Below are 23547 nucleotides of genomic sequence, written 5' to 3'. Positions count from 1 at the left end.
TGATGCGAGGATCAGCGGCCGTCATCGGAGGCGGCGTGGGTGGACTGGCGGTGGCGGTGGGACTGCTGCGCGCCGGGTGGACGGTGACAGTGTTCGAGCGGGCGGCGGGGCTGCCCGAGACGGGTACCGGGTTGGGCATCTGGCCCTCGGCGTTGCGGGCGTTGGACCGGCTCGGCGTGGGCGCGCGGGAACGGGGGCGGGCGCAGCCGGACGGCGCGATGCGTCGCCCGGACGGGACGGTGATCGCCCGGTTGGACGTGGGGCGGATCCGACGGCGGCACGGTGAGGGGGTGCTGCTGCTGTCCCGGCCGGCGTTGCTGGGTCTGTTGGCGGAGGCGTTGCCGGCGGGCACGGTGCGCTTCGGTGCGCCGGTGGCCGGTCCGGCGGAGCTGGGTGACGGGTACGACGTGGTGGTGGGCGCGGACGGGATCCGCAGCGCGACCCGGGCGGCGATGTTCGGTGACCGGTTCCCGTTGCGGTACTCGGGGGTGACGGCGTGGCGTGGCACGGTGCCGTTGGAGGTGCCCTCCGGTGGGGAGACGTGGGGTCGGGGGCGCAAGTTCGGGGTGACGCCGCAGGGCCCCGGGGTGGCGAACTGGTATGCGGCGGTGGCCGCGCCGGAGGGTTTCCGGCCGCCGGAGGGTGATCTGGCGGCGTTGCGGCGGTGGTTCGGTGACTGGCACGACCCGGTGCCGGCGGTGCTGGATCGGATCGACGTGGCCGGGGTGCTGCACCACGACGTGCACTATCTGCCGCCGGTGCCGACGTATGTGCGCGGCCGGTGGGTGTTGCTGGGCGACGCGGCGCACGCGATGACGCCGGATCTGGGGCAGGGCGCCTGCCAGGCGTTGATCGACGCGGTGGCGTTGGCGGAGGCGTTGGCAGCGGAGGCGGACGTGTCGTCGGCGTTGGCCCGCTACGACGGGGCGCGGCGGGTGCCGACGCAGCGGATGGCGGCGATGGCGGTACGGGCGGGCCGGTTGGCGCAGGTGCGGCGGTTCACCGGGCTGCGGGACGCGGCGTTGCGGCTGGCGTTGGCGTTCGGTCCCCCGGGCTGATGGCGGGAGCCGCGCCGGTGGTGGTGATGGCGGCGTCGGGTGTGGAAGGCTGTCGGTGACGCGACTGGCGGCACCGGGGATGGGATCGACCATCGGGAAGCTCGTCGTGGGGGTCGTCCGCCTGGGCCTCCGCGATCGGGGTGAGCCATGTCCACGACGATGACGACGGCCCGTTTGTTGCCCGGTGCGCCGGTGGCGGAGCGGATTCTGGCCGAGGTGGCCGAGGGTGTGGCGGCGGTGCGGGCGGCGGGGGTGACTCCGGCGTTGGCGACGGTGCTGGTCGGTGACGACGCGGCGAGCGCGCGCTACATCGGGATCAAGCAGCGACAGGCGGCGGAGTTGGGTTTCGCGTCGCCGCACGTGCGGTTGCCGGCGTCGGCGTCGCAGGCGGATCTGCATGCGGTGGTGACGGAGCTCAACGCGGACCGGGGTGTGCACGGGGTGTTGGTGCAGCATCCGGTTCCGGGTGGGTTGGACTACGACCGGGCGTTGCAGGTGCTGGACCCGGACAAGGACGTGGACGGCATGCATCCGGTGAACATGGGGCGGTTGGCGCTCGGGTTGCCGGGTCCGTTGCCGTGTACGCCGGCGGGTGTGGAGGAGTTGTTGGCGTTCCACGGGGTGCCGGTGGGGATCGTGCGGCCGGAGCATGTGCGGCCGGGTGCGCTTCCTGGAGAGCGAGCACGTCGGCGTCGAGGGCGGTGACGGCGGCGGTGAGCCGGGCGGGGTCGACCAGGCCGTCGGTGAGGGACCGGCTGTGCAGCAGGTTGAACGTGGCCAGGCGCACGGTGTCACCTTATCGACGCCGTGGCACAGTTGCCCGATGCTGCGGGTGTTGTTCTGTTCGATGCTGGTGTTCGTGGCGGTGGGCGCGACGGGGGTGTGGCTGCGGCGGCGGCGGGGCCGGTGAGGCTGGCCACAGGCGGCGGCGTCGGGTGCCTCGGGGTGGGAAGAATGCCGCCGTGGATCTGGACCCGTCGACTGTCGCGCTGCTGCTGACGGCTGCTGCCCTGGCCGGTTGGGTGGACGCGGTGGTGGGTGGCGGCGGCTTGTTGTTGTTGCCGGCGTTGTTGGTGGCGGCGCCGGGTATGCCGCCGGCGACGGCGTTGGGCACGAACAAGTTGGCGGCGATCGCGGGGACGTCGGCGGCGGCGGTGACGTACGCGCGGCGCACTCGCATCGACTGGGCTGTGGCGGGGCCGGCGGCGGGTCTGGCGGTGGTCTGCGCGGGGGTGGGTGCGGCGTTGGCGGGTGCGGTGCCGCCGTCGGCGTACCGGCCGGTGGTGTTGGTGGTGTTGGTGTCGGTGGCGTTGTTCGTGGTGTTGCGGCCGAGGTTGGGGGTGTCGTCGCTGCCGGGTCGGCGTACCCGGGGGCGGATCGTGGTGGCGGTGCTGGTGGCGGGGGTGGGTATCGCCCTGTACGACGGGTTGATCGGGCCGGGCACGGGGACGTTCCTGGTGATCGCGTTCACGGCGCTGGTGGGGGCGGATTTCGTGCGCGGGTCGGCGATGGCGAAGGTGGTGAACGCGGGGACGAACGCGGGGGCGTTGGCGGTGTTCGCGGTGACGGGACACGTGTGGTGGCTGCTGGGTGCGGCGATGGCGGTGTGCAACATCGTCGGCGCGATGGTGGGGGCGCGGATGGCGTTGCGGCGGGGTGCGGGGTTCGTGCGGGGGGTGTTGTTGCTGGTGGTGGTGGCGTTGGTGGCGAAGTTGGGCTATGACCAGTGGTTGGCGGGGTGAGCGGCGCGACGCGTCGCGTGTGATCATCGGCGGGTGTCGGTGCGCGCGGAACACGACCGGGTCGTCCTGGCGGGTCTGTTGGGTCGGGATCCGGCGCTGCACGCGTACGAGTTGGGCGATCTCGACGACATCTTCTGGCCGCACACTTCGTGGTATCGGCGTGGGGACGCGGTGGCGTTGCTGTACCACGGGGCGGTGTCGCCGACGTTGCTGGCGTTGACGCGGCCGGCCGGGGTGGGTGCGGTGGCGGCGGCTGCTGGGTGAGTTGGCGCCGGTGTTGCCGGCGCGGTTGGAGGCGCATCTGTCCCCCGGTGTGGAGGCGGCGTTGGTGGGGGCGTTCGACGTGACGCCGTCGGGGGTACACCACAAGATGGCGTGGACGGATCCGGGGCGGGCGGTGGGGGTGACGCCGGCCGGGGTGGTGTTGGGGCGGGCGGATCTGCCTCGGCTGCGGAAATTGTACGCGGTCGGGTATCCGGGGAACTGGCTCGACGCGCGGATGGTGGACACCGGCCGGTACGTGGGGATCACTGACGGTGATCTGTTGGTGGCGGTGGCGGGGGTGCATGTCTTCTCCCCCACGTATCGGGTGGCGGCGGTGGGGAACGTGACGACCCGGCCGGGGTGGCGGGGTCGGGGGTTGGCGGCGGCGGTGGTGGCGCGGCTGTGTGAGGTGTTACGGGCCGACGTGGATCATGTGACGTTGAACGTGAAGGCCGACAACGGGGCGGCGGTGCGGTTGTACGAGCGGTTCAGGTTCACGCGGGTGGCCGAGTACGGCGAGTTCCGGCTGCGCGCCGGTGGCCGCTGATTGTCGGTGGCGGTGGCGGCCCGGTGGCCGGGATGATGACGCGCGTGTCCCAGGTGATTCTGCGTACCGCGCGGTTGGTGTTGGCGCCGTTGGCGGATGTGCATCTGCCGCACGAGGTGGCGTTGGACGCCGACGCGGAGGTGATGCGGTTCCTGGCGCCGGTGCGGTCGGCGGCGCAGGTGACGCGGCTGCACCGGGAGCGGGTGGCGGTGGCGCGGCGGGCGCCGGGGTGGGGGTTCTGGGCTGGGTCGACCGACGGCGAGTTCGTCGGCTGGTGGCTGTTGGAGCCGCCCTCGCGGGCCGACCAGGGGCCGGTGGTGGGGCAGGCCGAGTTGGGGTACCGGTTGGCGCGCCGGTTCTGGCGGCGGGGCCTGGCGTCCGAGGGGGCCCGGGAGCTGATCCGGCACGGTTTCGCGGACCTGGGGTTGTCGCGGATCTTCGCCGAGACGATGGCGGTCAACGTGGCGTCGCGGGCGACGATGGCGGCGGTGGGGATGCGGTATGTGCGCACGTTCCACCTGCCGTGGCCGGATCCGTTGCCGGGGGCGCAGGCGGGTGAGGTGGAGTACGCGTTGACCCGGGACGAGTGGGCGGCGGGCGGGTCAGGCGCGGCGGGGTGAGTCGAAGCGGCCGGCGCGGATGTCCCGTAGGGCGCGGCGGCGTACGTCGCCGCGCAGGGTGTCGACGTAGAGGCGGCCGGCGAGGTGGTCGGTCTCGTGTTGCAGGGCGCGGGCGAGGAATCCGCTGCCGGCGATGGTGAGGGGTTCGCCGTGCTGGTCGTAGCCGTGTGCGGTGGCGTGCAGGGCGCGGGGGGTCGGGAAGTACAGGCCGGGGATGGACAGGCAGCCCTCGTCGTCGTCGGAGAGTTCGTCGGACAGTTCGAGGGTGGGGTTGACCATGTGGCCGCGGTGGCCGTCGGCGTCGTAGACGAACACCTGGGCGTTGACGCCGATCTGGGGTGCGGCGACGCCGGCGCGGCCGGGTGCGCCGAGCAGGGTGTCCATCAAGTCGGTGACCAGGGCGCGTAGGTCGGCGTCGAAGCTGGTGACGGGTTCGCTGGGGGTGCGCAGCACCGGGTCGCCGATGATTCGGATGTCCCGCATGGTCATGCCGGCAAGGCTATCGGCCGGCGGTGTGCGTGGTGGGGTGGCCCGGGTGTGCGGGTGGGGCGAGGGCGGCGCGGACCGGGGCGGTCTTGGCGGCGGCTTCGGCGACTTCGGCGTGCGGGTCGCTGTCCCAGGTGATGCCGCCGCCGGCCCACACGTGCAGGTGGTGGCGGTCGGTGGCGGCGGTGCGGATGGTCAGGCCGAGGTCGAGGTGGTCGGGGCCGATCCAGCCGAGGGCGCCCATGCCGGCGCCGCGGCCGACGGGTTCGAGGGCGGCGATGTGGCGCAGGGCGGCGAGTTTGGGTGCGCCGGTGACGGAGCCGCCGGGGCAGACGGCGCGCAGCAGGTCGGCGAGGCCGAGTCCGTCGGCGACGTGGGCGCGGATGGTCGACTCGGCCTGCCAGAGGTCGCACCAGCGGCGGACGGCGAACAGGTCGTCGACGCGGACGGTGCCGGTGCGGGCGACGCGGGCGAGGTCGTTGCGTTCCAGGTCGACGATCATGATGTGTTCGGCGCGTTCCTTGGCGGAGGTGAGCAGGTCGGTGCGGCCGGCGGCGGTGGCGGGTCGGGTGCCTTTGATGGGGCGGGTGGTGAGGGCGCCGTGGCGGACCTCGACGAGGGTTTCGGGGCTGGCACAGCCGATGGCCCAGCCGTCGCCGGTGAGGACGCCGCCGTAGCGGGCGCCGGGGAGCCGGCCGAGGCGGGCCAGGGCGGGGCGGGGGTCGCCGCGGTAGGGGGCGGCGGCGTGGCCGACGACGTTGACCTGGTAGACGTCGCCGTGGCCGATGGCGGTGCGGACGGCGCGCACGGCGTCGGCGTGTGCGGCGGGGGTCCAGCTCTCGGTCCACGGGCCGTGCCACCACGCCTCCGACGGGGTGTGGGCGGTGGGGGGTGTGTCGGTGTGGCCGTAGACGACGACGGCGATCTCGGGCAGGTCGGCGGGGTTGGCGGCGCCGGGGTCGCCGCCGGCGAGCAGGGCGCCGGCGGCGGCGGAGACGTACAGGGCGGCGCCGCACACGCCGTCGTTGCGGTGGTGGGGGCGGGTGGGGCGGGCCAGGTCGTGCAGGGGCAGGCCGTGGGCGGCGAGGAAGTCCTCGACGGCGGTGGCGGGGTCGCCGCCGTCGGTGGGTCGCCACTGCCAGCGGGCGCGTTCGACGCGGCGGTCTCGGCAGTGCGCGGGCGCGGCGGGTGGCGACGGATCGACCACCGTACGTGGGAGCGCTTCCACGACGTCTGGGTGGTGGCGGCTCATCCGTTCAGCGGATTTCCCACGGACCACGCGCACTTCTGCTCGATGCGCCGTGCGTTTGCTTGGTACTGTGCGTCACTGGTCATGTGAACCATGACACAGTGCCCCCACAGTCCGGAGAACCCGATGTGCCAGCACCAACCCACCTGCCCCTCCGCTCAAGCCACCGACCGGGAAGCCGCCAGGGTCATCGCCTGCTTCCGCGAACAGGGCTGGAGCCTGCTCTGCAACGGCGTCATCGTCTTCGAGGACACCGGCGAACTGCTGCCCGACGGCAGCAGCATCGCACCGCACCGCGGCCCCGCCCGACACGCCCTCGCCGCCTGACCTGATCACGATCCGTCACGACTCTTCCCGCGTCGACCCAGGCTAGTCCCCGGCTCGGGGACCGTCACGACCAGGTCGGCGCGACGCCGGGGCGGCACGCACCGCCCCGGCGCGACCGGCGGTCAGCTCTCGTACGCCTGCGGCGACGGGCACGAGCAGACCAGGTTCCGGTCGCCGTACCCGCCGTCGACCCGACGCACCGGCGGCCAGTACTTGCCCGCCCGGTCCACGCCGCCCGGGTAGCCGGCCACCGACCTCGGGTACGGGTGCGGCCACTCGTCGCCGGCCATCATCGCCGCCGTGTGCGGCGCGTTGGCCAGAGGGTTGTCCCCGGCCGGCCAGCGTCCGGCGGCCACCTCGTCGATCTCCGCCCGGATGGCGATCATCGCGTCGCAGAACCGGTCCAGCTCGGCCAGGTCCTCGCTCTCGGTCGGCTCCACCATCAGCGTCCCCGCCACCGGGAACGACATCGTCGGCGCGTGGAACCCGTAGTCGATCAACCGTTTGGCCACGTCGTCGACGCTCACCCCGGTCGCCTTCGTCACCGGCCGCAGGTCCAGGATGCACTCGTGGGCCACCAGGCCCTTGTTGCCCGCGTACAGCACCGGGAAGTGCTCGCGCAGCCGCGCCGCCACGTAGTTGGCCGCCAGCACCGCCACCCCGGTGGCCCGGGCCAGCCCGTCGGCGCCCATCATCCGCAGATACACCCACGGGATCGGCAGGATGCCCGCCGACCCGTACCGGGCCGCCGAGATCGCCGCCCGCCCGTCCACCGGCGCGCCACCGGGGTCACCGGGCAGGAACGGCGCCAGGTGCGCGCGCACCGCCACCGGCCCCACGCCGGGACCACCACCGCCGTGCGGAATACAGAACGTCTTGTGCAGGTTCAGGTGCGACACGTCCGCCCCGAACCGGCCCGGCTTGGCGAACCCGACCAGCGCGTTGAGGTTCGCCCCGTCGACGTACACCTGGCCACCGGCGTCGTGCACCTTCGCGCACAGCGACGCGATGCCCGTCTCGTACACGCCGTGCGTCGACGGGTACGTCACCATGATCGCCGCCAGGGCGTCCCGATGCCGGTCGATCTCGGCGTCCAGGTCGACCAGGTCGACGTTGCCGTCGTCGTCGCAGCCGACCACCACCACCCGCATCCCGGCCATCACCGCGCTGGCGGCGTTCGTGCCGTGCGCCGACGACGGGATCAGGCACACGTCCCGGTGCCCCTCGCCCCGGTCGCGGTGGTACGCGCGGATCGCCAGCAACCCGGCCAACTCCCCCTGCGAACCGGCGTTGGGCTGCACACTGACCGCGTCGTAGCCGGTCACCTCGGCCAGCCACCCCTCCAACTGGCCGATCATCTCCCGGTAGCCGACGGTCTGCCCGGCCGGGGCGAACGGGTGGATGTGCGCGAACTCCGCCCAGCTCACCGGCTCCATCTCGGTGGTGGCGTTGAGTTTCATCGTGCACGACCCGAGCGGAATCATGCCCCGGTCCAGCGCGTAGTCGAAGTCGGCCAGCCGCCGCAGGTAGCGCAGCATCGCCGTCTCGCAGTGGTGCGACCGGAACACCGGGTGGGTGAGGATGTCGTCTGTCCGCCGCAACCCGTCCGACAGCATCGCCGTCACCGTGTCGTCGACGCCGTCGACCCCGAACGCCGCCCACACCGCCGCCAGGTGGCCCGGCGTGGTGGTCTCGTCGCACGACATCCCCACCCGGTCGTCGTCGACCAGCCGCAGGTTCACCCCGCGCGCAGCCGCGTCGGCCACCACCTGCGCGGCCCGACCCGGCACCGTCGCCGTGACCGTGTCGAAGAACGGCACGTCGGCGATGTCGACGCCACCGGCGCGCAGCCCGGCCGCCAACCGCACCGCCCTCTCGTGGGTCCGCGTCGCGATCGCCCGCAACCCGTCCGGGCCGTGATAGACGGCGTACATGCCGGCCATCACCGCCAGCAACACCTGCGCGGTGCAGATGTTGCTGGTCGCCTTCTCCCGACGGATGTGCTGCTCACGGGTCTGCAACGCCAACCGGTACGCCGGGTCGCCAGCGCTGTCGCGGGACACCCCGACCAGCCGGCCGGGCAGCATCCGCTCCAACCCGGCCCGCACCGCCAGGTAGCCGGCGTGCGGCCCACCGAAACCCATCGGCACCCCGAACCGCTGGGTGGTGCCGGCGGCGATGTCGGCGCCGATCCGCCCCGGCGGGCGCAGCAGCGTCAACGCCAGCAGGTCCGCCGCCACCGTCACCAGCGCACCGACCTCATGGGCCGCCGCCACCAGCGCCGTGTGGTCGCGGACCGCCCCGGACGCGCCCGGATACTGCAGGTGCAGGCCGAAGAACTCGGCCGGCAACGCCTGCACGGTCAGGTCCAGCACCCGCACCTCGATGCCGAGCGGCTCAGCCCGACCGGTGATCACCGCGATGGTCTGCGGCAGGGCGTCGGCGTCGACCACGTACACCGGGCTGCTGCTCTTCGACGCCCGCCGGGCCAGCGTCATCGCCTCGGCGGCGGCGGTGCCCTCGTCGAGCATCGACGCGTTCGCGGTCGCCAGGCCGGTCAGGTCCGACACCATCGTCTGGAAGTTCAGCAGCGCCTCCAACCGGCCCTGGCTGATCTCCGGCTGGTACGGCGTGTAGGCGGTGTACCAGGCCGGGTTCTCCAGCACGTTGCGGCGGATCACCGCCGGGGTGTACGTGCCGTGATACCCCAGGCCGATCATGGACACGGCGACCGAGTTGCGCGCGGCCAGCGCCCGCAACTCGGTCAGCGTCTCGTGCTCACCGGTGGGCTCCGGCAGGTCCAGGCGGCCGTGCCAGCGGATCACCTCGGGGATCGCCGCGTCCATCAGCTCGTCGATCGAGGCGTGTCCGACCGTCGCCAACATGCGGCGTTCGTCGTCTCGTCCGGGGCCGATGTGACGGTCGGCGAACTCTGTGGTCATGGGTGGCGCTCCTGCGGGGGCGGGGTCGACAGGTCGGCCCTCCCCCTCTGTCACACCCCAGGGGCGCTCCACAGTGCCTGACCCACGCGGTCCTTCTGCCTGAGAGGTTCCGGGGAGGATTTGCCCCTTCGGCGCCGCCCGGCTGCCGCCAGGCGGTCTCTCCCACGCGGGTGCTACCGGCGCGATCAACGCTACCAGCGTCCCCGCCGGCCCACTCCGAACCCCCGGGCCCACCCAGCTCAGGAGGCGACGGTCACCGCGATGTCCGGGCACAACCGGTCGGCCAGCGCCGGCAACAGCCGGCCCAACGGGGCGTCGACGCGCAGCCGCGCATACCCGTCACCGCGCGTCGACCCCTGGTTGACGATCACCACCGGCCGCCAGCCCCGCCACCTGCTCGATCACGTGCTCCACCCGCACCATGCTGCCCCAACCGGCTGCCCGTCGGCGAGCTCGCCGCCCACCCCACCGGCCCGCGGCGGCCGGACCCTAGGGCTGCTGGTGACGCGGCAACGACCGCGCTTCCGACGCGTTCACCGTCGCCGGCTCACCGATCCGCTCCATCGTGCGGGCCAACTGCGTACTGCCCTCGTCGAGATGCCGGGCCGCCGCCTGCATGTGCGAGATCATCATCTCGCCGTGAATCCGCAGCGCCTCCCGCGCGGCCACCCCGTCGTCGAACGTCGGCCCGGCCGACGCCCGACACTCCTGCACCGCCCGTTCCGCCTGCTGCCGGGCCTCCTCCACCGCCGTCCGCACATAACTCTCGATGTCAGGCGAACCGTGTGGACGATAGCGTGCCGCGCCGCGTCCGTCAGTCCCGAACGATCACACCGCCAACACCACCGGCGAGCCGACGGCCCACCGGACGGAATCTCAGCCGGCCCGCCGCCGCGCCCGCCGCGCCGCCAACTCGTCGCCCACCAGATCCCCGCCCCCAACGGCCTCCGGCTCCGGCTCGGCCACGCCCCCCACCGGCTCCGCCGGAAGATGCGACAACGACCCCTGGATCTCCTTGAACGCGCCACTGATCGCGATGCCGAACACCCCCTGGCCGCCCTGCAACAGGTCGACCACCTCCTCCGGGGACCGACACTCGTACACCGTCGTCCCGTCGGAGATCAGCGTGATGCCCGCCAGGTCCTCCACCCCACGCGACCGCAACGCCTCGATCGCCCGACGGATGTTCTGCAACGACACCCCGGCGTCCAACAGACGCTTCACGACCTTCAACACCACCAGGTCCCGGAACGAGTACAACCGCTGCGTACCCGAACCCGAGGCGTCCCGCACACTCGGCGCCACCAGCGTCGTCCGCGCCCAGTAGTCCAGCTGGCGGTAACTGATTCCCACCGCGTGGCAGGCCGTCACACCCCGGTACCCCACCGCACCGTCACTGTCAGTCGCCGACCCGGGCGTCCCACCCGACTCGTCCCAGCCTGTACCCGGATCGGAATCTCGCGGCTCGTGCATCCGGACAACCTCCCCGTCAGTGCGGTGACACGCCGCTTCCGGAACGCGCACCCCTCGACACGGCAACCCTATAGCGCCCGCCCAGGGTTACCGCGGAGAAACCACCGCGACACGCCGCGCATCGACAGCGACGATCATCACCATCACCGACCGTAACGTCCCGATGGTGGCACAGACACCGACCCGGGCGCCACCCGGGCCACCGATCAACCGGCGAAGTCCTCCGGACGCACCTGCTCCAGGAACTCCCGGAACTTCTCCACCTCGTCCTCCTGCTCGTCGGGGATCACGATCCCCGCCTCACTGAGGACCTGCTCGGCACAACGAATCGGCGCACCGACCCGCAACGCCAACGCGATCGAATCACTCGGCCGCGCCGAGACCCGCACCCCCTCACCGATCAACAGATCGGCGAAGAACACGTTCTCCTTCAGCTCGGTGATCTCCACCGCCCGCAACGGCGCCTTCAGCGCCGCCAACACATCCCGCAGAAGATCATGGGTCAACGGCCGGGCCGGCTGGACACCCTGCTGCTCGTAAGCGATCGCCGTCGCCTCGACCGCGCCGATCCAAATCGGCAGATAGCGGTCACCCTCGACCTCCCTGAGCAGGACGATCGGCTGGTTACTGGGCAACTCCACCCGAACCCCGACCACGCTCAGCTCGCGCACCGCCGCCTCCGTGTCGTTGTCACCTACGCCGCACCGCGCCCTTCCCTGCACGGTACACGGACCGCGACACGGCCATCTCACGCGCTCCGCGCACCACGCCCGTGCCAGAAGAGGGGTTACCCCCGCAAGCCTACGCCACTCACCAACCCGCCGATCAGCGCGCACACGCGCCTCATCGACCCAACGTCGACCGCAACCCCACCCGCACCAACGCCGCATGCAACTGCTGCGACAACGCCACCAGCTCCCGCGCCGTCTCCGCCGCCCGCGCCCGCGCCGCCGGATCACTCTGCCGCGCCAACGGCGCCACCAACTGCGCGAACAGACCGACCTCCCGATCCGCCGCCGTCCGGTAACCCCGCAGATGCCGAGGCTGGAACCCGTACGCCGCCAAACCGGCCACCGCCCGCGCGATGATCAAGGCATCCCCGTCGTACCAGCCCGGCGGGTCCGACACCACCAGCCCGAGCCGCTCCAACTCCGCCAACGTCGACTCGTCCAGCCCACTGCGCGCCACCAACTGCGTACGGTCCAGCCGTACCTGACCCGACTCGACCGACAACGCCGCACCACGCCCCGGCACCTCACCGTCCGGCCCCACCGCCACCAACGCCGGACGCGACCGCTCCGGCGCCGCACCGTCGGCATCCCACTGCGCCAACTGCTCACGAATCACCCGCAACGGCAGATACTGATCCCGCTGCGCGGTCAACACGAACCGCAGCCGGGCCACATCGTCCCAGCCGTACTTCCGGTAACCAGCCGCCGTACGCTGCGGCTCCACCAGGCCCTCGGCCTCGAGGAACCGCAGCTTCGAAATGGTCACGTCAGGAAAGTCCACCCGCAACTGGGCCAGCACCTCGCCGATACTCATCAACGGCTGAGCACGACCAGCCCCGGACGGCGGAGAAGCCGCAGGCTCGTTCACCCCCGGCCGGCCTCCCCCTCCGGGCGCGGACCGGCGATGAACACCACCCGGAACTTGCCGATCTGCACCTCGTCACCATTGCTCAACGTGGCCGCCTCGACCCGCTCCCGATTCACGTACGTGCCGTTCAAACTGCCCACGTCCCGCACCGTGAACGTCCCACCGTCCCGGTGGAACTCCGCGTGCCGACGCGACACCGTCACATCGTCGAGGAAAATGTCACTGTCCGGATGCCGCCCACTGGTTGTCACATCGTGATCCAGCAGGAACCGCGCACCCGCGTTCGGACCCCGACGAACCACCAGCAGCGCCATCCCCGGCGGCAGCGAACCGGACATCCGGCTCGGCACCACATCGGTGTCCGGCCCCTCCAGCGCTTCCTCGAGCGAACCGAGATTGAGCGTCGACGTGACGTCGAGCGGGGGGAACTCGTCGCCTGGGCGAGTCATAGGGACCACCTCACGGATCTGATTCGGTCGGCGTCAGGAGACGGCGGGTCTGGCCGCCGGGCTACACACCACCCGGCGGCTGGCTCTCCGTGCCCGGAAAGGCTGTCCGCGACGCACAACTAATTGGGTTCTCGGTCGACTGGGCGAGCCTAGCCAGCGCCGAAAAACAGGGCAACCGGACGCGCGGCACACACACCCACCGCCCGCCCGGGAAACCGATCAGCTCTCGGTCAACTCGCGATACGCATCCGCCGACAGCAGGCCCTCCACCGCCGCCGGATCCGCCGGAGAGATCTCCACCAACCAACCCGCACCGTACGGATCCGTGTTGATCACCTCAGGCGTGTCGACCAGCGCCTCGTTGCGCGCCGACACCGTACCGCCCACCGGGGCGTAGATCTCCGACACGCTCTTGGTCGACTCGATCTCACCCAACGACTCACCGGCCGCCACCACCGCACCGGACTCCGGCAACTGCACATACACGATGTCGCCCAACGCGTCCTGCGCGAAATGGGTGATGCCCACCCGCACGGCGCCGCCGTCGACGGCCACCACCCACTCGTGCTCAGCGGTGTAACGCAGTTCCTCAGGAATCACCAGCAGCGTCCTCATCCATCGGTGACACCGGACCGACCGGTGCCGGCCCCACCCGGCCTCACGAGACCGGACGGGCGTGTTCCAGCGTGCTCGGCACGTGCAGCGCCGAAACCTCGGCAGCCTCACGATCCTCAACGATCACGTTACCGCCGTCGCGCGCCACCGACGCCACCACCCCACCAGGAATGTTGAGCGCCGTACGCATCGTCGACGGATCCCCGATCACCGTGATCGTGAACGGACCCGTCAACCGACGCCCGTCCACGATCAACGACCCGTTCTCCCCGTCCAGGAAGAACGTCGACGCCACGATCCGCACCGACGCACGATCACCACCGGAGATCTGCATCGCCTCCGCACCGGCCCCCCGCAACTCCTGCACCGCGTCCAACACCCCACTCGCCGAGATCGCCTTCGACGGCCCCGCCTGGAACCGCACCGCCAACCCCGGACCCCGAGCCGGCAACGTGCCCGCCAGAATGCCCAACTCGTCCGCCCGCCGGGTCGCCTCCTCCAACGCCGCCTGGCGCCCCTGCTCACCCGAACGCAGCTGACGCTGGCTCTCCTCCAACGTCGTGATGTCCTGCCGCAGGCGCATCTCCCGCGCCTCCAGGTCATACAGGATCCGGACCAGGTCCTCCTGCCGCGCCGCCGCCAACGACGAATCCGTCGACGTCGTCTTCAACTGCACCGCCAGCGTGAAACCCAACAAGACCAGCAGTACGCCGATCATCACCGCCGCCGAACTGAGCCGCCCCAGCGAACCGCCGGCGCCCGCCGACCCCGCACCGGCCGCCGACTCGTCCCGCTCGACGTGCTCGTCCCGCTCGACCGGCGACTCGTCGTCACCCGGCTCGGGCCGCCCCTGCGGCGCCAACGGACTCAGCTCGTCGGGATCCGGCGCGTCCGGACGCGGATCCGGCTCCCCCGCCGGCCCACCCGGCCGAGCCGGACCCGCCGGCTGCGGCCACCCCGTACCCGTCTCGGTGTGCTCGTCACTCACGACACCAACCTACGCCCGGAACAGGTGCCGGCGGATCGCCGCCACATTGCCGAAGATCCGAACCCCCAACACGACCACCACACCGGTGGACAACTGACCGCCCACGCCCAACTGGTCACCCAGATACACGATCAACGCCGCCACCAGCACGTTCGAGATGAACGACACCACGAACTGCTTGTCGTCGAAGATCCGGTCCAACTTGGCCCGGACGCCACCGAAGACCGCGTCCAGCGCCGCCACCACCGCGATCGGCAGATACGGCTGCAACGCCGCCGGCACTGTCGGATCCAGCCACAACCCGAGCACCACACCGGCCAGCAGAGCCAGCACCGCGATCATCGACCACCTCCGGAAGGGCTGGGTGACGTACTCGAGTCGGACGACTCGTCACCTCCCGACGGCGACACGCTCGGACTCACCGCGGGCTCCGCGTAGCGTAGCCGCGGCTCCGGCGCCGCCGGCAACGTGAGCCCGTCCTCGTCCCGCACCCCGAACGACAGCCCGTTCTCCTGCGACACCCGACGCATCGTCAACGCACTCCGGCTGCCCTCGTACGTCCTGCGCATCGACCCCGGTCCGATCGCCGACACCTCGTACGGCCCGGTCACCGGCCGGAAATCCACCAGGATCGCCTCACCAGCCGACCGGATCGTCGACGTCGCCGTCAACCGCTGCCCGTTGATCGCGATCGCCTCCGCCCCGGCACTCCACAGGTCGTTGGCCACCCCCTGCAAGTCGCTGTAGAGCACCCGGGCCGGACCGACCTTCGCCCCGCTCAACGACTCCCCACCGGCCGGCCCGTCCGCCAACCGCACCACCACACCGTCACCGCGTACCCGCCCCAGGCCCGCCCGCGCCTCCAGGTCCCGCAGCCGCGCCGCCTGCGAACCGCCCAGCGCCGCCTCCCGCTGCCGGTTCACCTCCTCGCGCAACTGGTCGGCCCGCACGGACAGGTTATCCGTCTCACCCTGCCGCTGCTTGATCTGCTCGACCAGCCCCGACCGCGCCTGCGCGCGCCCCGGCTCCTCCGCCATCGTCTGCCGGTACGCCACCGCGCACAGGAAACCCAGCAGCAGCACGACCACCAGCGTGATCGGCCCCACCGACCACCCCGGGCGCGCCGGCTTCCCGGTCCTCGCCCGCCGCGCCGCAGCATCGGCGTACCCGGGATCCAGCGGATTCTGGAACAACTCGGTGAGGAAGTCCGGGCTGAACCCCCGGTTGCGCTCGCTCATGCCGCCACCTGGCCCCGCCCGGTTCCGCCACCAGGCATCACCACGCCGCGCCTGCTCATGCCGTCTCTCCTCGACCAACCGCCCGGACCAGCGCACGTGCCTGGATCACATAGAGCGCCCCGGCCACCCAGTAGAGCACCAGCCCCCACCAGGCCAGCGCCCAGCCCACCGCACCGGCCACCGCCGACGCGACCGGCACCGTGGTGGCCAGCAGCAGGGTCGGGAAGGCCGTCAGCAGCAAAAACGTCGCCGTCTTGCCGACGTAGTGCACCGGCGGCGGACCGTAGCCGTGCCGGCGCAACACCAGCAACGAACCGGCCAGCAGCAGCTCCCGGGCCAGCAGCGCGGCGGTGAACTGCCACGGCACCACCTCGCGCACGGTGAACGCCACCAGCGTGGCGAGGATGTAGAGCCGGTCGGCGAGCGGGTCGAGCAACTCGCCCAGGCGACTCACCTGACGCAGCCGCCGCGCGATCCACCCGTCCATCCAGTCGCTGGTGCCACCGACCGCCAACACCACGATCGCGGCCACGTCGGCGCGGGCCACCAGGAACAGGTACAGGAAGACCGGGACACCCAGCAGTCGCACGAAGCTGATCAGGTTCGGCAGGGTGAGGATCCGGCCGTCGGACCGTTGCGCGGGGGGCTGCTGGTGCTCTGCCCGAGCCGGTCGACGCGCCACCGAACCTCCTCCGCGGCACGCGACCCCACGTCGGCCCCTGGGTCCGCCATGGAACGCCGTGTGCGCTGATACGAGCCGGCTGGCGCCGGCACCCCGTGCGATCTCCGGGATCTCCCCTGGCCCGCCGCCCACCGTTGGTGATCACAGGTCGGTCGGTTGCGCTGCCACTATAGCGGGCTGCCGTCCCGCCTCGGCTCGCTCGCGTGCTGTCTGTCGGTGATGCGTGTCCGGCGGCGGTGTGAGTGCCGTCACCACCACTAGAGCATCCTAGGATAAATGGTGGACGGAGGGCTCAGGCGCTGCGCGCCGAGGAGTCCGGCGGCTGGGCCGTCGCCGCCTGGCCGAAGGCCAGCAGGGCACACAGCAGATCCTGCTGCACCCGCGCCGGCATCCGCTCCAGGACCGCCCGCACGGCGTCGTGCCGGCGCGAGCGCACCTCCCCCAGCAGGACCTCCGCCGCGGCGGTGGGCGTCAGGCGCACCTCGCGCCGGTCCCGGGGGTCGGCCTCCCGACGCACCAGGCCGATCGCCTCCAGCCGGTCACAGAGCCGGCTGGCCGAGGAGGGTACGACGTCCAGCAACTCGGCCAGCCCGTTGATGTTGGTCTCCGGCCGGCTGCTGAGCAGCGACAACACCCGCAACTGGGTGGGCGAGACCGCCAGCCGGTGCCGGGCGACGGCGGAGTCGAGCACGCCCACCAACGACTCAGCGGCTGCGTCGATCGCCGCGGCGAGATTCGGTCGCTCCACCCGATGTCCCCTGCGATTGTCCCGCTCGAACCACCCGAGGGCCGTCAGTCCGCCCGGCCGTCGGGACCCTGCCAGTCCAGGCAGACCACCACGGCGTCGTCACGTAGGTCGGCGTCCGCGTGGAATGCCTGCAACTCGCGCATCACCGTACCAACCGCCTCCGGTGGCGGCTGCAACCGCGTGGCGCGCATCGCCCGCGCCATCGCCCGCTCACCGTACGTCTCGCGCCCACTGGGATCCGCGCCCCACACCCCGTCGGAGACCACGAACAGCCGGTCCCCCGGGTCCAGGTCGAACTCCTGGAGCGCATAGCGGGTCTCGGCGAACATGCCCAACGGCAGCTGCTGTTCCAACGGGACGCGGGACACGGTGCTGCCGCGGAGCCGCAACAGGTGCGGCGACCCCGCGTCCACCGCCTGCGCCCGGCCCGTGGCGCAGTCGAGTTCAAGCAGGACGGTGGCCACGTGCCGGTGGCCCCGATGCTGGTAGTAGACCGTGTCGGAGGCCAGTTCGGCCTGCTCCACCAGGCCGCCGCCGGACCGGCGGGCGTTGCGCATCGCGTTCACCGTCACCGCGGTCAGCAGGGCGGCGGTCAGCCCGATGCCGTCGCCGTTGAGCACGGTGACGGTGAGCCGGCCGTCGTCCAGCGACCAGTCGAAGTGGTCACCGCCCACCGTGTACGCCGGCTCCAACTGACCGGCCAACTGGAACGAGCCGTGACTGACGCTGCGCCCCGGCAGCAATTCCCACTGCAACTCGGCGGCCATGCTCAGGCGCTCCTGCCGGCGCGCACGCCGGTAGCGGTCGGTCTCCCGGTCCGCGGCGTGCAGCGCCAGCGCGACCTCACCGGCGATGTCCGTGGCCCGGCGCACCACGCTCTCCGGCGGTTCCTCGGGCATCTCCACCATCAGCACGCCGAGCCGCTCGCCCCACACCGACAACGGCAGGTAGAGCTGGCAGCTGCCGTCGGTCGCGGCGGCCCGGACCGGCTGCTGGCTGCTGAAGCAGCGTTGCAGCGGGCCCTGGAGGGCATGGGCGGCGGCGTCCGGCTGCCGCGAGTCGAGCACCGGCCAGAGGCCGTTGATCCGGTAGTCGGCGACGAACACGACGGTGCCCGACGCCCCCAGGACCGACCGGATGGCCCGGTCGGCGGCCTCGACCACACGATCGGGCGGAGCCTCGCGCAGGGCGCGCGAAACCCCCGTGGGCGCATCCGGCATGTCGCTCCTCCGAAAATACTTGCTCTGGGGCAAGAATCATACGGAGGCGGTTCGACCCATGGTCACCCGGCCGACCGCACCGCCACCGCGCCGTGAAAGGCGTCCGGCACCGCCTCTGGCAGCCCATCCGGCCGCCAGAGGGTCACCGGCACGATGCCCTCCGCCGTCGGCGTCCACCGACCCAGCAGCGGCCCGAACGCCGCCGGCGCCCGCATCCGGAACGCCGGGCCCATCATGGCCAGCGCCTGCGGGTGGCCGGCGAGTTCCTCGGTGTCGAAGTCGATCGCCAACTGGCTGCCCGGCGCCACCGCCGTGTAGAGCTCGTCGAGGGTCCGGACGCGCGTCTCGACGTCGAGGAAGGTGTGGGCCGCCGCCACGTCGACCGGGTAGTGGTGCTCCCCGCCGAGCCAGAAATCGATCATCCGTGCGGTGCTCGGCTGGTCGGGCTCCACCATCGACGACGCTCCCTCCCGGGCAGTCGCCGTCAGCGTACCGACCCGGCGCCGCTGCGCGGTATCGCCCCGCCGGGCCCCCGACGGCCGCGATACTGGCCCCGACGACGACCGGCAGCGGGAAGGTGACCGTGGACCCGATCAACGGCGCGGCGGTGGTGGTCGGTGTGGACGGCTCCGAGCCGGCCCGCGCCGCGATCCGGCTCGCCGCCACCGAGGCGGCCCGACAGGAGCTGCCCCTGCGGGTGCGGCACGCCTTCATCTGGCCGCTGCTGCACACGCCGATCAGCGCGGTCACCGACGACCGGCCCGGCAACGGCCTGCGGGAGCAGGCCGAACAGGTGGTCGCCGCCGCGGTCGACGAGGCCGCCACGGTCGCACCCGGGCTGCGGGTCACCGGCGAGATCGTCGACGGCGAGGCCGCCGCGGCGCTGATCGACGCGGCGCCCACCGCCGCGATGATCGTCCTCGGCCATCAGGGCCTGGGCGGTCTCGGTGCCCTGGTGGTGGGCTCGGTCACGGTGAAGGTGGCCGCGTCGGCCGGCTGCCCGGTGCTGGTGGCCCGTGGCACGGCGCACGTCGACGGGCCCGTCGTGGTCGGCGTGGACGGCTCCGAGACGTCCCGGCACGCGATCGAGTTCGCCGTCCGCACCGCCGCCCTGCGCGGCACGTCCGTCGTCGCGACACACGCCTACCGGCACCCGGCCTCCAGCGGACCCGGCGACATGCAGCCGCTGGTGTACGACGAGTCCGAACTGCGCGCCGAGGAGGACCGGCTGCTCGCCGAGGCGCTCGCCGGGCTGGCCGAGCGGTACCCGGAGGTGCCGGTCACCCGCGAGTCGGTACGCGGACGCGCCGGCACGGTGCTCACCGACGCCTCCCGCCGGGCGCAGCTGCTGGTGGTCGGCGGCGCCGGTCGCGGCGAGGTCCAGGGCCTGCTGCGCGGCTCGGTGAGCCAGTCGGCGCTGCGCCACAGCCACTGCCCGGTCGCGGTGGTCCGCGCGCCGGGGGTTGGCGGCGGTCCAGGCGGGTAGACGGGCGCGTCCGTCACCGCGACGACCAGAGGAGACCGCGATGCCAGGACCTCGTCCGGGTAGCAACGCCTACGACAAGCAGCGCGCCCGCATCCGCAACGCCATCGACGACTCGGGCCGGCACACCTCGGACCAGAAGGCCGACGAGACCGCCAACCGGATCCTGCAGGAGGATCGGGGACAGCGCGGCGTCGTGCGGGGCGACCGCACCTACGGCCCCAAGGGCAACCGCGAACCGGGCGACCCGAAGAAGTGAGGGGTGGGCACCTGGCCGACGGGCTCATCGCCGGGGCGGTGGGCACTCTGGCCCTGAACACGGTGACCTACCTGGACATCGTGGTGCGGGCCCGCGCGGCCAGCCAGACCCCGCAGGAGAGCGCCGGGAAGATGGCCGACGTGGCCCACCTGGACCTGGGCGCGCCGCCGCAGGCGGCCAACCGGCGCTTCGGGCTCGGCGCGCTGATGGGCTACGGGCTCGGTGTGGCCGCCGCCGTCGGGTTCGCCGCGCTGACCCGGGGCCGGCGGCAGCCGATGCTGCGTTCGGCCGCGCTGCTCGGCGGCGGCGCGATGACCCTCTCCGACGGGTCGTTGACGCTGCTCGGCGTCACCGACCCCCGCACCTGGCGACGCGTCGACTGGCTCGCCGACCTCGTCCCGCACCTCGTGTACGGGGTGACGGCCGCAGCCACCTGGAACCGGCTGCGGCCGTCAGAACACCGGTAGCGCTGGTCAGCGCCGGTCGCTGTCGTCGTCGGCGACCGGCTGCTCGGTCGGGCCGTACCGCGGGTTCGTCACGGTGCGCTCCCTTCCCTCGCCGCCCGCATACCCGTCGCCGCCCGCCGCATTCCGTGCCCGGGCGGTGCGCGGGGCTAGTCCAGGCCACAACGGGTACTCCGGCCAGATGGGCGATCAACGCGAGCTGGCACGGGCCCTGCTCACCCGCCGCACGTACGCCGAGGAGGCGGGGATCACGCTCGCCGACCGGCCCGCGCCGCTGTACCAGCTGCTGGTGCTCGTCACGCTGCTGAGCACCCGGATCCGGGCCGGCGTGGCGGTGGCGGCGGCCCGGGAGCTGTTCGCGGCCGGGTACCGCACCCCGCAGGCGATGGAGGCGGCGCGCTGGCAGCAGCGCGTCGACGCGCTGGGACGGGGCCACTACCGCCGCTACGACGAACGGACCGCGACGATGCTCGGCACCGGTGCCCGGCTGTGCCTGGACCGGTGGCACGGTGACCTGCGGCGGCTGCACCGGGAGGCGGGCGGCGACCGGACGGCGCTGCGGCGGCTGCTCACCAAGTTTCCCGGCGTCGGTCCCACCGGGGCGGACATCTTCCTGCGCGAGGTGCAGTGCGTCTGGCCGGATCTACGCCCGTACGCCGACCGTCGGGCGGTCGCCGGCGCCAAGCGGCTCGGGCTGCCGGCCGCCCCGGACCGGCTGGCCGGACTGGTCGACGCCGACGATTTCGGCCGGTTCGCCTCGGCGCTGGTGCGGGTGGCGCTCGGCGAGGAGTCGGCCGGGCAGCTCAACCGGAGCGTCGCGGCCCGCTGACCGGCGTCACTTCGCCGCGTCGCCGGGTTTGGTCAGGTGCCACACCAGCAGGGCGGCGAGCAGGGCCAGCACCACCAGGCCACCGGAGATCCCGCTGCCCTCGCCGTCCGACCGGCCGGTGGCGCCGAAGTAGATCACCGCGAGGCCGGCCAGTGCCGCGACGACCTTCCGGATGCCTCGGTCCTTCACACGTCGCACGATAGGGTCGACCCGTCGTCGAGTGCCGGTTTTCGCCCGCTCTGTCCCCCGACTGGGCGATCAGTCGGTCTCCAGGTCGTCCAGCGAGATCTTGTGGCTCATCAGCCAGCGGGCCAGCGCCGACATCCCGAACAACCACAGCGGCGCGGACTCGGTGGTGCCGTTGGTGGCGAAGATGGCGAACCGCAGGTCCGGCGCCCGGTACGCCTCGATCCGCCACCGGTGCTGCCGGTCCCGCCAGACCGCGGAGGGGTCCATGGCGTCACGGTAGGCGCCCGGGACGCCCGGCGGCCGGCGGATCGACGCAATCGGCGTCGACCACCACCCGGGCGTCGTCCGGCAACCGGCGGGTCCGGCCCTGCCGGTCCAGCAGCTCCAGCAGCGGCACCGCCACCCGGCGGGTGGTGTCCCACGCCTGCCGGGCGGCGCTGAGCGTGAACGGCTGCGGCAGCCCGGCGAGCACCCGTACCGCCTGCTGCGGCGCCCCGGGCAGCAGCAGCACGTTGCCGGTCAGGCGCAGCAGCGCGCCGGCCCGCACCGCCGCGCCGATCTCGCGTACCCCGAGCCCGACGGCGGCCAGCCGGTCGGCGTCCGGGGCCCGGAACGGGTATGCCGCGTAGTCGTCGCGGACCAGCGCGACCGCGCGGGCCACCGATTCCGGCAGCGGGTCCGCGCCGGCCGTGCCGACCCGGCCGGCGGTCAGCCGCAGCGGCGCCCGCACCAGCGCCTCGACCAGTACCCGGTCGGGCAGGTCGAGCTGTCGGCGCAGCACCTCCACCGGCGCGCCCGGCTCCAGCGGATGCTCCCGGGTGTAGCGGGCCACCGCGTCGGCCAGCCGGTCGGCCAGCCGCCGCCAGTGGTCCGGGTCGGCCAGCCAGTCCCCCGCCACCGGGGCCACGGGCACCGGCACGCCCGCGCGGACCAGGTCCCCGGCCCGGACCAGACCACGTCGCCGCAGTTCACCGGCAAGGTCGGGCCGACCGTCCAGGGTGGCCAGCACGGCCGCCCGGGCCGCCGCCGCGCCCCGACGACGCAACAGCGGCGGCAACACGTCCAGCACGGTCACCCCACCGGCGACGTGGTGGCGGCCCGGGTCGCGCAGCAACGCGCGGTCGCCGACGAGCAGCGGCACCGGACGCCCCAACCGCAGCCGGAGGGTGTCGCCGCCCAGCGGACGGACCCGCGCCGGCACGGCCGCCGCACCGACGTGCAGGGTGAGCGTGGCCGGCAGCGCGGTCACCGCGTCGCCGGCCAGTCGCACGTCGACCAGCTCGCTCGCCCGGAACCGGCCCGGGGTGAGCAGCGCGTCGCCGCGCGCGACCCGGTCCCGGGGCACCCCGCGCAGGTTGACCGCCACCCGGGCGACCGGGTCGACGGCGTCGCGGGCCTCGCCCAGGCGGTGCAGGCCCCGCACCCGCACCTTCTCGCCGGTGCCGGCCAGTTCCAGTTCGTCACCGACGCGCAGCCGGCCCGCGCCGAGGGTGCCGGTGACGACCGTGCCGCTGCCGCGCACGGTGAAACTGCGATCGACCCACAGCCGCACCGGCGCCGTACGGTCCGCCGACGGCACGCGGGCCGCCAGCCGGTCCAGCGCCGCACGCAGGTCCGGCAGGCCGACGCCGGTGACCCCGCTGACCACCACCGCCTCCACCCCGCGAAGCGAGGTCACCGCCAGTTCCGCGCGGGCCCGCGCCAGCGCCGGCCCCGGATCCGCCAGGTCCGCGCGGGTCACCACGAGCAGGCCGTACGCGACGCCGAGCGCGTCCAGGGCGGCCAGGTGCTCGGCGGACTGCGGCATCCAGCCCTCGTCGGCGGCGACGACCACCGCTGCGGCGGGCACCGGACCGACCCCGGCCAGCATGTTCGGCACGAACCGTTCGTGCCCGGGTACGTCCACGAAGGCGACGGTGGTCCCGGACGCCAACGTCGTCCAGGCGAATCCCAGGTCGATGGTCATGCCCCGGCGGCGTTCCTCCGCCCACCGGTCCGGTTCCATCCCGGTCAGCGCCCGCACCAGCGTCGACTTGCCGTGGTCGACGTGCCCGGCGGTGGCCACCACGAGCATGG

30 protein-coding genes, 2 pseudogenes and 2 riboswitches are annotated in these 23547 nt (G+C 72.9%); of the genes and pseudogenes, 11 read left to right on the top strand and 21 right to left on the bottom strand.

The window, feature by feature from the left end:
* Positions 1–2 precede the first annotated feature (2 nt).
* Both ID554_RS28735 and ID554_RS28730 read left to right on the top strand, forming a co-directional pair.
* The gene (locus ID554_RS28735) at positions 3–1058 is read left to right on the top strand and encodes an FAD-dependent monooxygenase (protein WP_117227613.1); all 1056 of its coding nucleotides are present in this window, start codon (positions 3–5) and stop codon (positions 1056–1058) included.
* A gap of 50 nt (positions 1059–1108) precedes the next feature.
* Positions 1109–1192, top strand: a riboswitch (ZMP/ZTP riboswitch).
* Between the two features lie 13 nt (positions 1193–1205).
* Positions 1206–1688, top strand: a pseudogene (locus ID554_RS28730) (tetrahydrofolate dehydrogenase/cyclohydrolase catalytic domain-containing protein); the annotation flags it as partial.
* A gap of 37 nt (positions 1689–1725) precedes the next feature.
* Here ID554_RS28730 and ID554_RS28725 read toward each other — a convergent pair.
* Positions 1726–1845 (bottom strand): annotated as a pseudogene (locus ID554_RS28725) (endonuclease/exonuclease/phosphatase family protein); the annotation flags it as partial.
* A 175-nt stretch (positions 1846–2020) separates the two neighbouring features.
* Here ID554_RS28725 and ID554_RS28720 point away from each other — a divergent pair.
* From ID554_RS28720 to ID554_RS28710, 4 genes are read left to right on the top strand one after another with little or no spacing between them, the layout of a single operon-like run.
* Positions 2021–2800 (top strand): sulfite exporter TauE/SafE family protein, encoded by a 780-nt coding sequence (locus tag ID554_RS28720; RefSeq protein WP_223884320.1) that lies wholly within the window; start codon positions 2021–2023, stop codon positions 2798–2800.
* Between the two features lie 33 nt (positions 2801–2833).
* The gene (locus ID554_RS32175) at positions 2834–3064 is read left to right on the top strand and encodes a hypothetical protein (RefSeq protein ID WP_223884319.1); all 231 of its coding nucleotides are present in this window, start codon (positions 2834–2836) and stop codon (positions 3062–3064) included.
* Complete coding sequence (locus tag ID554_RS28715; protein ID WP_223884318.1) at positions 3039–3611, top strand: GNAT family N-acetyltransferase; 573 nt, start codon at positions 3039–3041, stop codon at positions 3609–3611. The genes ID554_RS32175 and ID554_RS28715 overlap by 26 nt, the downstream gene beginning before the upstream one ends.
* Positions 3612–3646: 35 nt before the next feature.
* Positions 3647–4231 carry a GNAT family N-acetyltransferase gene (locus ID554_RS28710; protein WP_191088656.1) on the top strand — a complete coding sequence of 195 codons (585 nt, stop codon included), beginning with the start codon at positions 3647–3649 and terminating at the stop codon, positions 4229–4231.
* Here ID554_RS28710 and def read toward each other — a convergent pair.
* Together def and ID554_RS28700 are read right to left on the bottom strand one after the other, a co-directional pair.
* Positions 4214–4720, bottom strand: coding sequence for a peptide deformylase (gene def / locus ID554_RS28705; protein ID WP_117227612.1), 507 nt, complete (start codon positions 4718–4720; stop codon positions 4214–4216). The two genes, ID554_RS28710 and def, sit on opposite strands and share 18 nt — an antisense overlap.
* Positions 4721–4730: 10 nt before the next feature.
* A complete protein-coding gene (locus ID554_RS28700) occupies positions 4731–5969 on the bottom strand; it encodes a chorismate-binding protein (RefSeq protein ID WP_117227611.1) in 1239 nt (412 codons plus the stop codon).
* A gap of 123 nt (positions 5970–6092) precedes the next feature.
* Here ID554_RS28700 and ID554_RS28695 point away from each other — a divergent pair, with 123 nt between their 5' ends.
* Entirely contained in the window at positions 6093–6293 is a 201-nt protein-coding gene (locus ID554_RS28695) for a DUF5999 family protein (RefSeq protein ID WP_117227610.1), read from the top strand.
* Positions 6294–6415: 122 nt separating this feature from the next.
* On the opposite strand, the gene gcvP is transcribed toward ID554_RS28695, so the two are convergent.
* The 15 genes from gcvP to ID554_RS28625 all read right to left on the bottom strand — a co-directional run bounded on the left by gcvP (position 6416) and on the right by ID554_RS28625 (position 18702).
* Positions 6416–9235, bottom strand: coding sequence for an aminomethyl-transferring glycine dehydrogenase (gcvP, locus tag ID554_RS28690; protein ID WP_117227609.1), 2820 nt, complete (start codon positions 9233–9235; stop codon positions 6416–6418).
* A 77-nt stretch (positions 9236–9312) separates the two neighbouring features.
* A riboswitch (glycine riboswitch) is annotated at positions 9313–9410 on the bottom strand.
* A gap of 64 nt (positions 9411–9474) precedes the next feature.
* Positions 9475–9609, bottom strand: a complete 135-nt coding sequence (locus ID554_RS32605; protein ID WP_263407312.1) for a hypothetical protein — start codon at positions 9607–9609, stop codon at positions 9475–9477.
* 115 nt (positions 9610–9724) lie between these two features.
* On the bottom strand, positions 9725–9994 hold the full coding sequence (locus tag ID554_RS28685) for a hypothetical protein (RefSeq protein WP_223884317.1): 270 nt from the start codon (positions 9992–9994) through the stop codon (positions 9725–9727).
* A 117-nt stretch (positions 9995–10111) separates the two neighbouring features.
* Positions 10112–10708 carry a MerR family transcriptional regulator gene (locus ID554_RS28680; RefSeq protein ID WP_117227608.1) on the bottom strand — a complete coding sequence of 199 codons (597 nt, stop codon included), beginning with the start codon at positions 10706–10708 and terminating at the stop codon, positions 10112–10114.
* A gap of 206 nt (positions 10709–10914) precedes the next feature.
* On the bottom strand, positions 10915–11379 hold the full coding sequence (locus ID554_RS28675; RefSeq protein WP_117227607.1) for a bifunctional nuclease family protein: 465 nt from the start codon (positions 11377–11379) through the stop codon (positions 10915–10917).
* A 172-nt stretch (positions 11380–11551) separates the two neighbouring features.
* Entirely contained in the window at positions 11552–12253 is a 702-nt protein-coding gene (ftsR, locus tag ID554_RS28670) for a transcriptional regulator FtsR (protein ID WP_191088654.1), read from the bottom strand.
* A 50-nt stretch (positions 12254–12303) separates the two neighbouring features.
* A complete protein-coding gene (gene odhI, locus ID554_RS28665; protein ID WP_093402417.1) occupies positions 12304–12756 on the bottom strand; it encodes an oxoglutarate dehydrogenase inhibitor Odhl in 453 nt (150 codons plus the stop codon).
* A gap of 219 nt (positions 12757–12975) precedes the next feature.
* Positions 12976–13356 (bottom strand): glycine cleavage system protein GcvH, encoded by a 381-nt coding sequence (gene gcvH, locus ID554_RS28660; RefSeq protein ID WP_117227737.1) that lies wholly within the window; start codon positions 13354–13356, stop codon positions 12976–12978.
* A 58-nt stretch (positions 13357–13414) separates the two neighbouring features.
* Entirely contained in the window at positions 13415–14359 is a 945-nt protein-coding gene (locus ID554_RS28655; RefSeq protein ID WP_117227605.1) for a DUF881 domain-containing protein, read from the bottom strand.
* A 9-nt stretch (positions 14360–14368) separates the two neighbouring features.
* Positions 14369–14701, bottom strand: a complete 333-nt coding sequence (locus ID554_RS28650) for a small basic family protein (RefSeq protein ID WP_013733919.1) — start codon at positions 14699–14701, stop codon at positions 14369–14371.
* Positions 14698–15597, bottom strand: coding sequence for a DUF881 domain-containing protein (locus ID554_RS28645; RefSeq protein WP_117227604.1), 900 nt, complete (start codon positions 15595–15597; stop codon positions 14698–14700). The genes ID554_RS28650 and ID554_RS28645 overlap by 4 nt, the downstream gene beginning before the upstream one ends.
* A 55-nt stretch (positions 15598–15652) precedes the next feature.
* Positions 15653–16279, bottom strand: coding sequence for a CDP-alcohol phosphatidyltransferase family protein (locus ID554_RS28640; RefSeq protein WP_117227603.1), 627 nt, complete (start codon positions 16277–16279; stop codon positions 15653–15655).
* Positions 16280–16571: 292 nt separating this feature from the next.
* Complete coding sequence (locus ID554_RS28635; protein ID WP_117227602.1) at positions 16572–17027, bottom strand: MarR family winged helix-turn-helix transcriptional regulator; 456 nt, start codon at positions 17025–17027, stop codon at positions 16572–16574.
* Between the two features lie 44 nt (positions 17028–17071).
* Positions 17072–18247, bottom strand: a complete 1176-nt coding sequence (locus tag ID554_RS28630; protein WP_117227601.1) for a PP2C family protein-serine/threonine phosphatase — start codon at positions 18245–18247, stop codon at positions 17072–17074.
* Positions 18248–18309: 62 nt separating this feature from the next.
* Positions 18310–18702, bottom strand: a complete 393-nt coding sequence (locus ID554_RS28625; RefSeq protein WP_117227600.1) for an SAM-dependent methyltransferase — start codon at positions 18700–18702, stop codon at positions 18310–18312.
* Between the two features lie 128 nt (positions 18703–18830).
* Here ID554_RS28625 and ID554_RS28620 point away from each other — a divergent pair, with 128 nt between their 5' ends.
* The 4 genes from ID554_RS28620 (at position 18831) to ID554_RS28605 (ending at position 21282) form a co-directional block, all read left to right on the top strand.
* The gene (locus ID554_RS28620; protein WP_117227736.1) at positions 18831–19733 is read left to right on the top strand and encodes a universal stress protein; all 903 of its coding nucleotides are present in this window, start codon (positions 18831–18833) and stop codon (positions 19731–19733) included.
* Positions 19734–19773: 40 nt separating this feature from the next.
* On the top strand, positions 19774–19989 hold the full coding sequence (locus ID554_RS28615; RefSeq protein ID WP_117227599.1) for a phosphatidylethanolamine-binding protein: 216 nt from the start codon (positions 19774–19776) through the stop codon (positions 19987–19989).
* A complete protein-coding gene (locus ID554_RS28610; RefSeq protein ID WP_117227598.1) occupies positions 19986–20456 on the top strand; it encodes a hypothetical protein in 471 nt (156 codons plus the stop codon). Before ID554_RS28615 ends, ID554_RS28610 begins: the two co-directional genes overlap by 4 nt.
* Positions 20457–20634: 178 nt before the next feature.
* The gene (locus ID554_RS28605) at positions 20635–21282 is read left to right on the top strand and encodes a hypothetical protein (protein ID WP_117227597.1); all 648 of its coding nucleotides are present in this window, start codon (positions 20635–20637) and stop codon (positions 21280–21282) included.
* 6 nt (positions 21283–21288) lie between these two features.
* Here ID554_RS28605 and ID554_RS28600 read toward each other — a convergent pair whose 3' ends face one another.
* The 3 genes from ID554_RS28600 to selB form a co-directional block, all read right to left on the bottom strand.
* On the bottom strand, positions 21289–21471 hold the full coding sequence (locus tag ID554_RS28600; protein ID WP_117227596.1) for a hypothetical protein: 183 nt from the start codon (positions 21469–21471) through the stop codon (positions 21289–21291).
* 69 nt (positions 21472–21540) lie between these two features.
* On the bottom strand, positions 21541–21738 hold the full coding sequence (locus ID554_RS28595) for a hypothetical protein (protein ID WP_013733930.1): 198 nt from the start codon (positions 21736–21738) through the stop codon (positions 21541–21543).
* A 4-nt stretch (positions 21739–21742) separates the two neighbouring features.
* Positions 21743–23545: a selenocysteine-specific translation elongation factor gene (gene selB / locus ID554_RS28590; protein ID WP_117227595.1), complete on the bottom strand. Its 1803-nt coding sequence runs from the start codon at positions 23543–23545 to the stop codon at positions 21743–21745.
* Positions 23546–23547 lie beyond the last annotated feature (2 nt).

Source organism: Micromonospora craniellae (assembly GCF_014764405.1).
Taxonomy (GTDB): Bacteria; Actinomycetota; Actinomycetes; order Mycobacteriales; family Micromonosporaceae; genus Micromonospora; species Micromonospora craniellae.
Note: the sequence above shows the minus strand (reverse complement) of the source record. Positions and strands in the feature narration are given on the sequence as shown.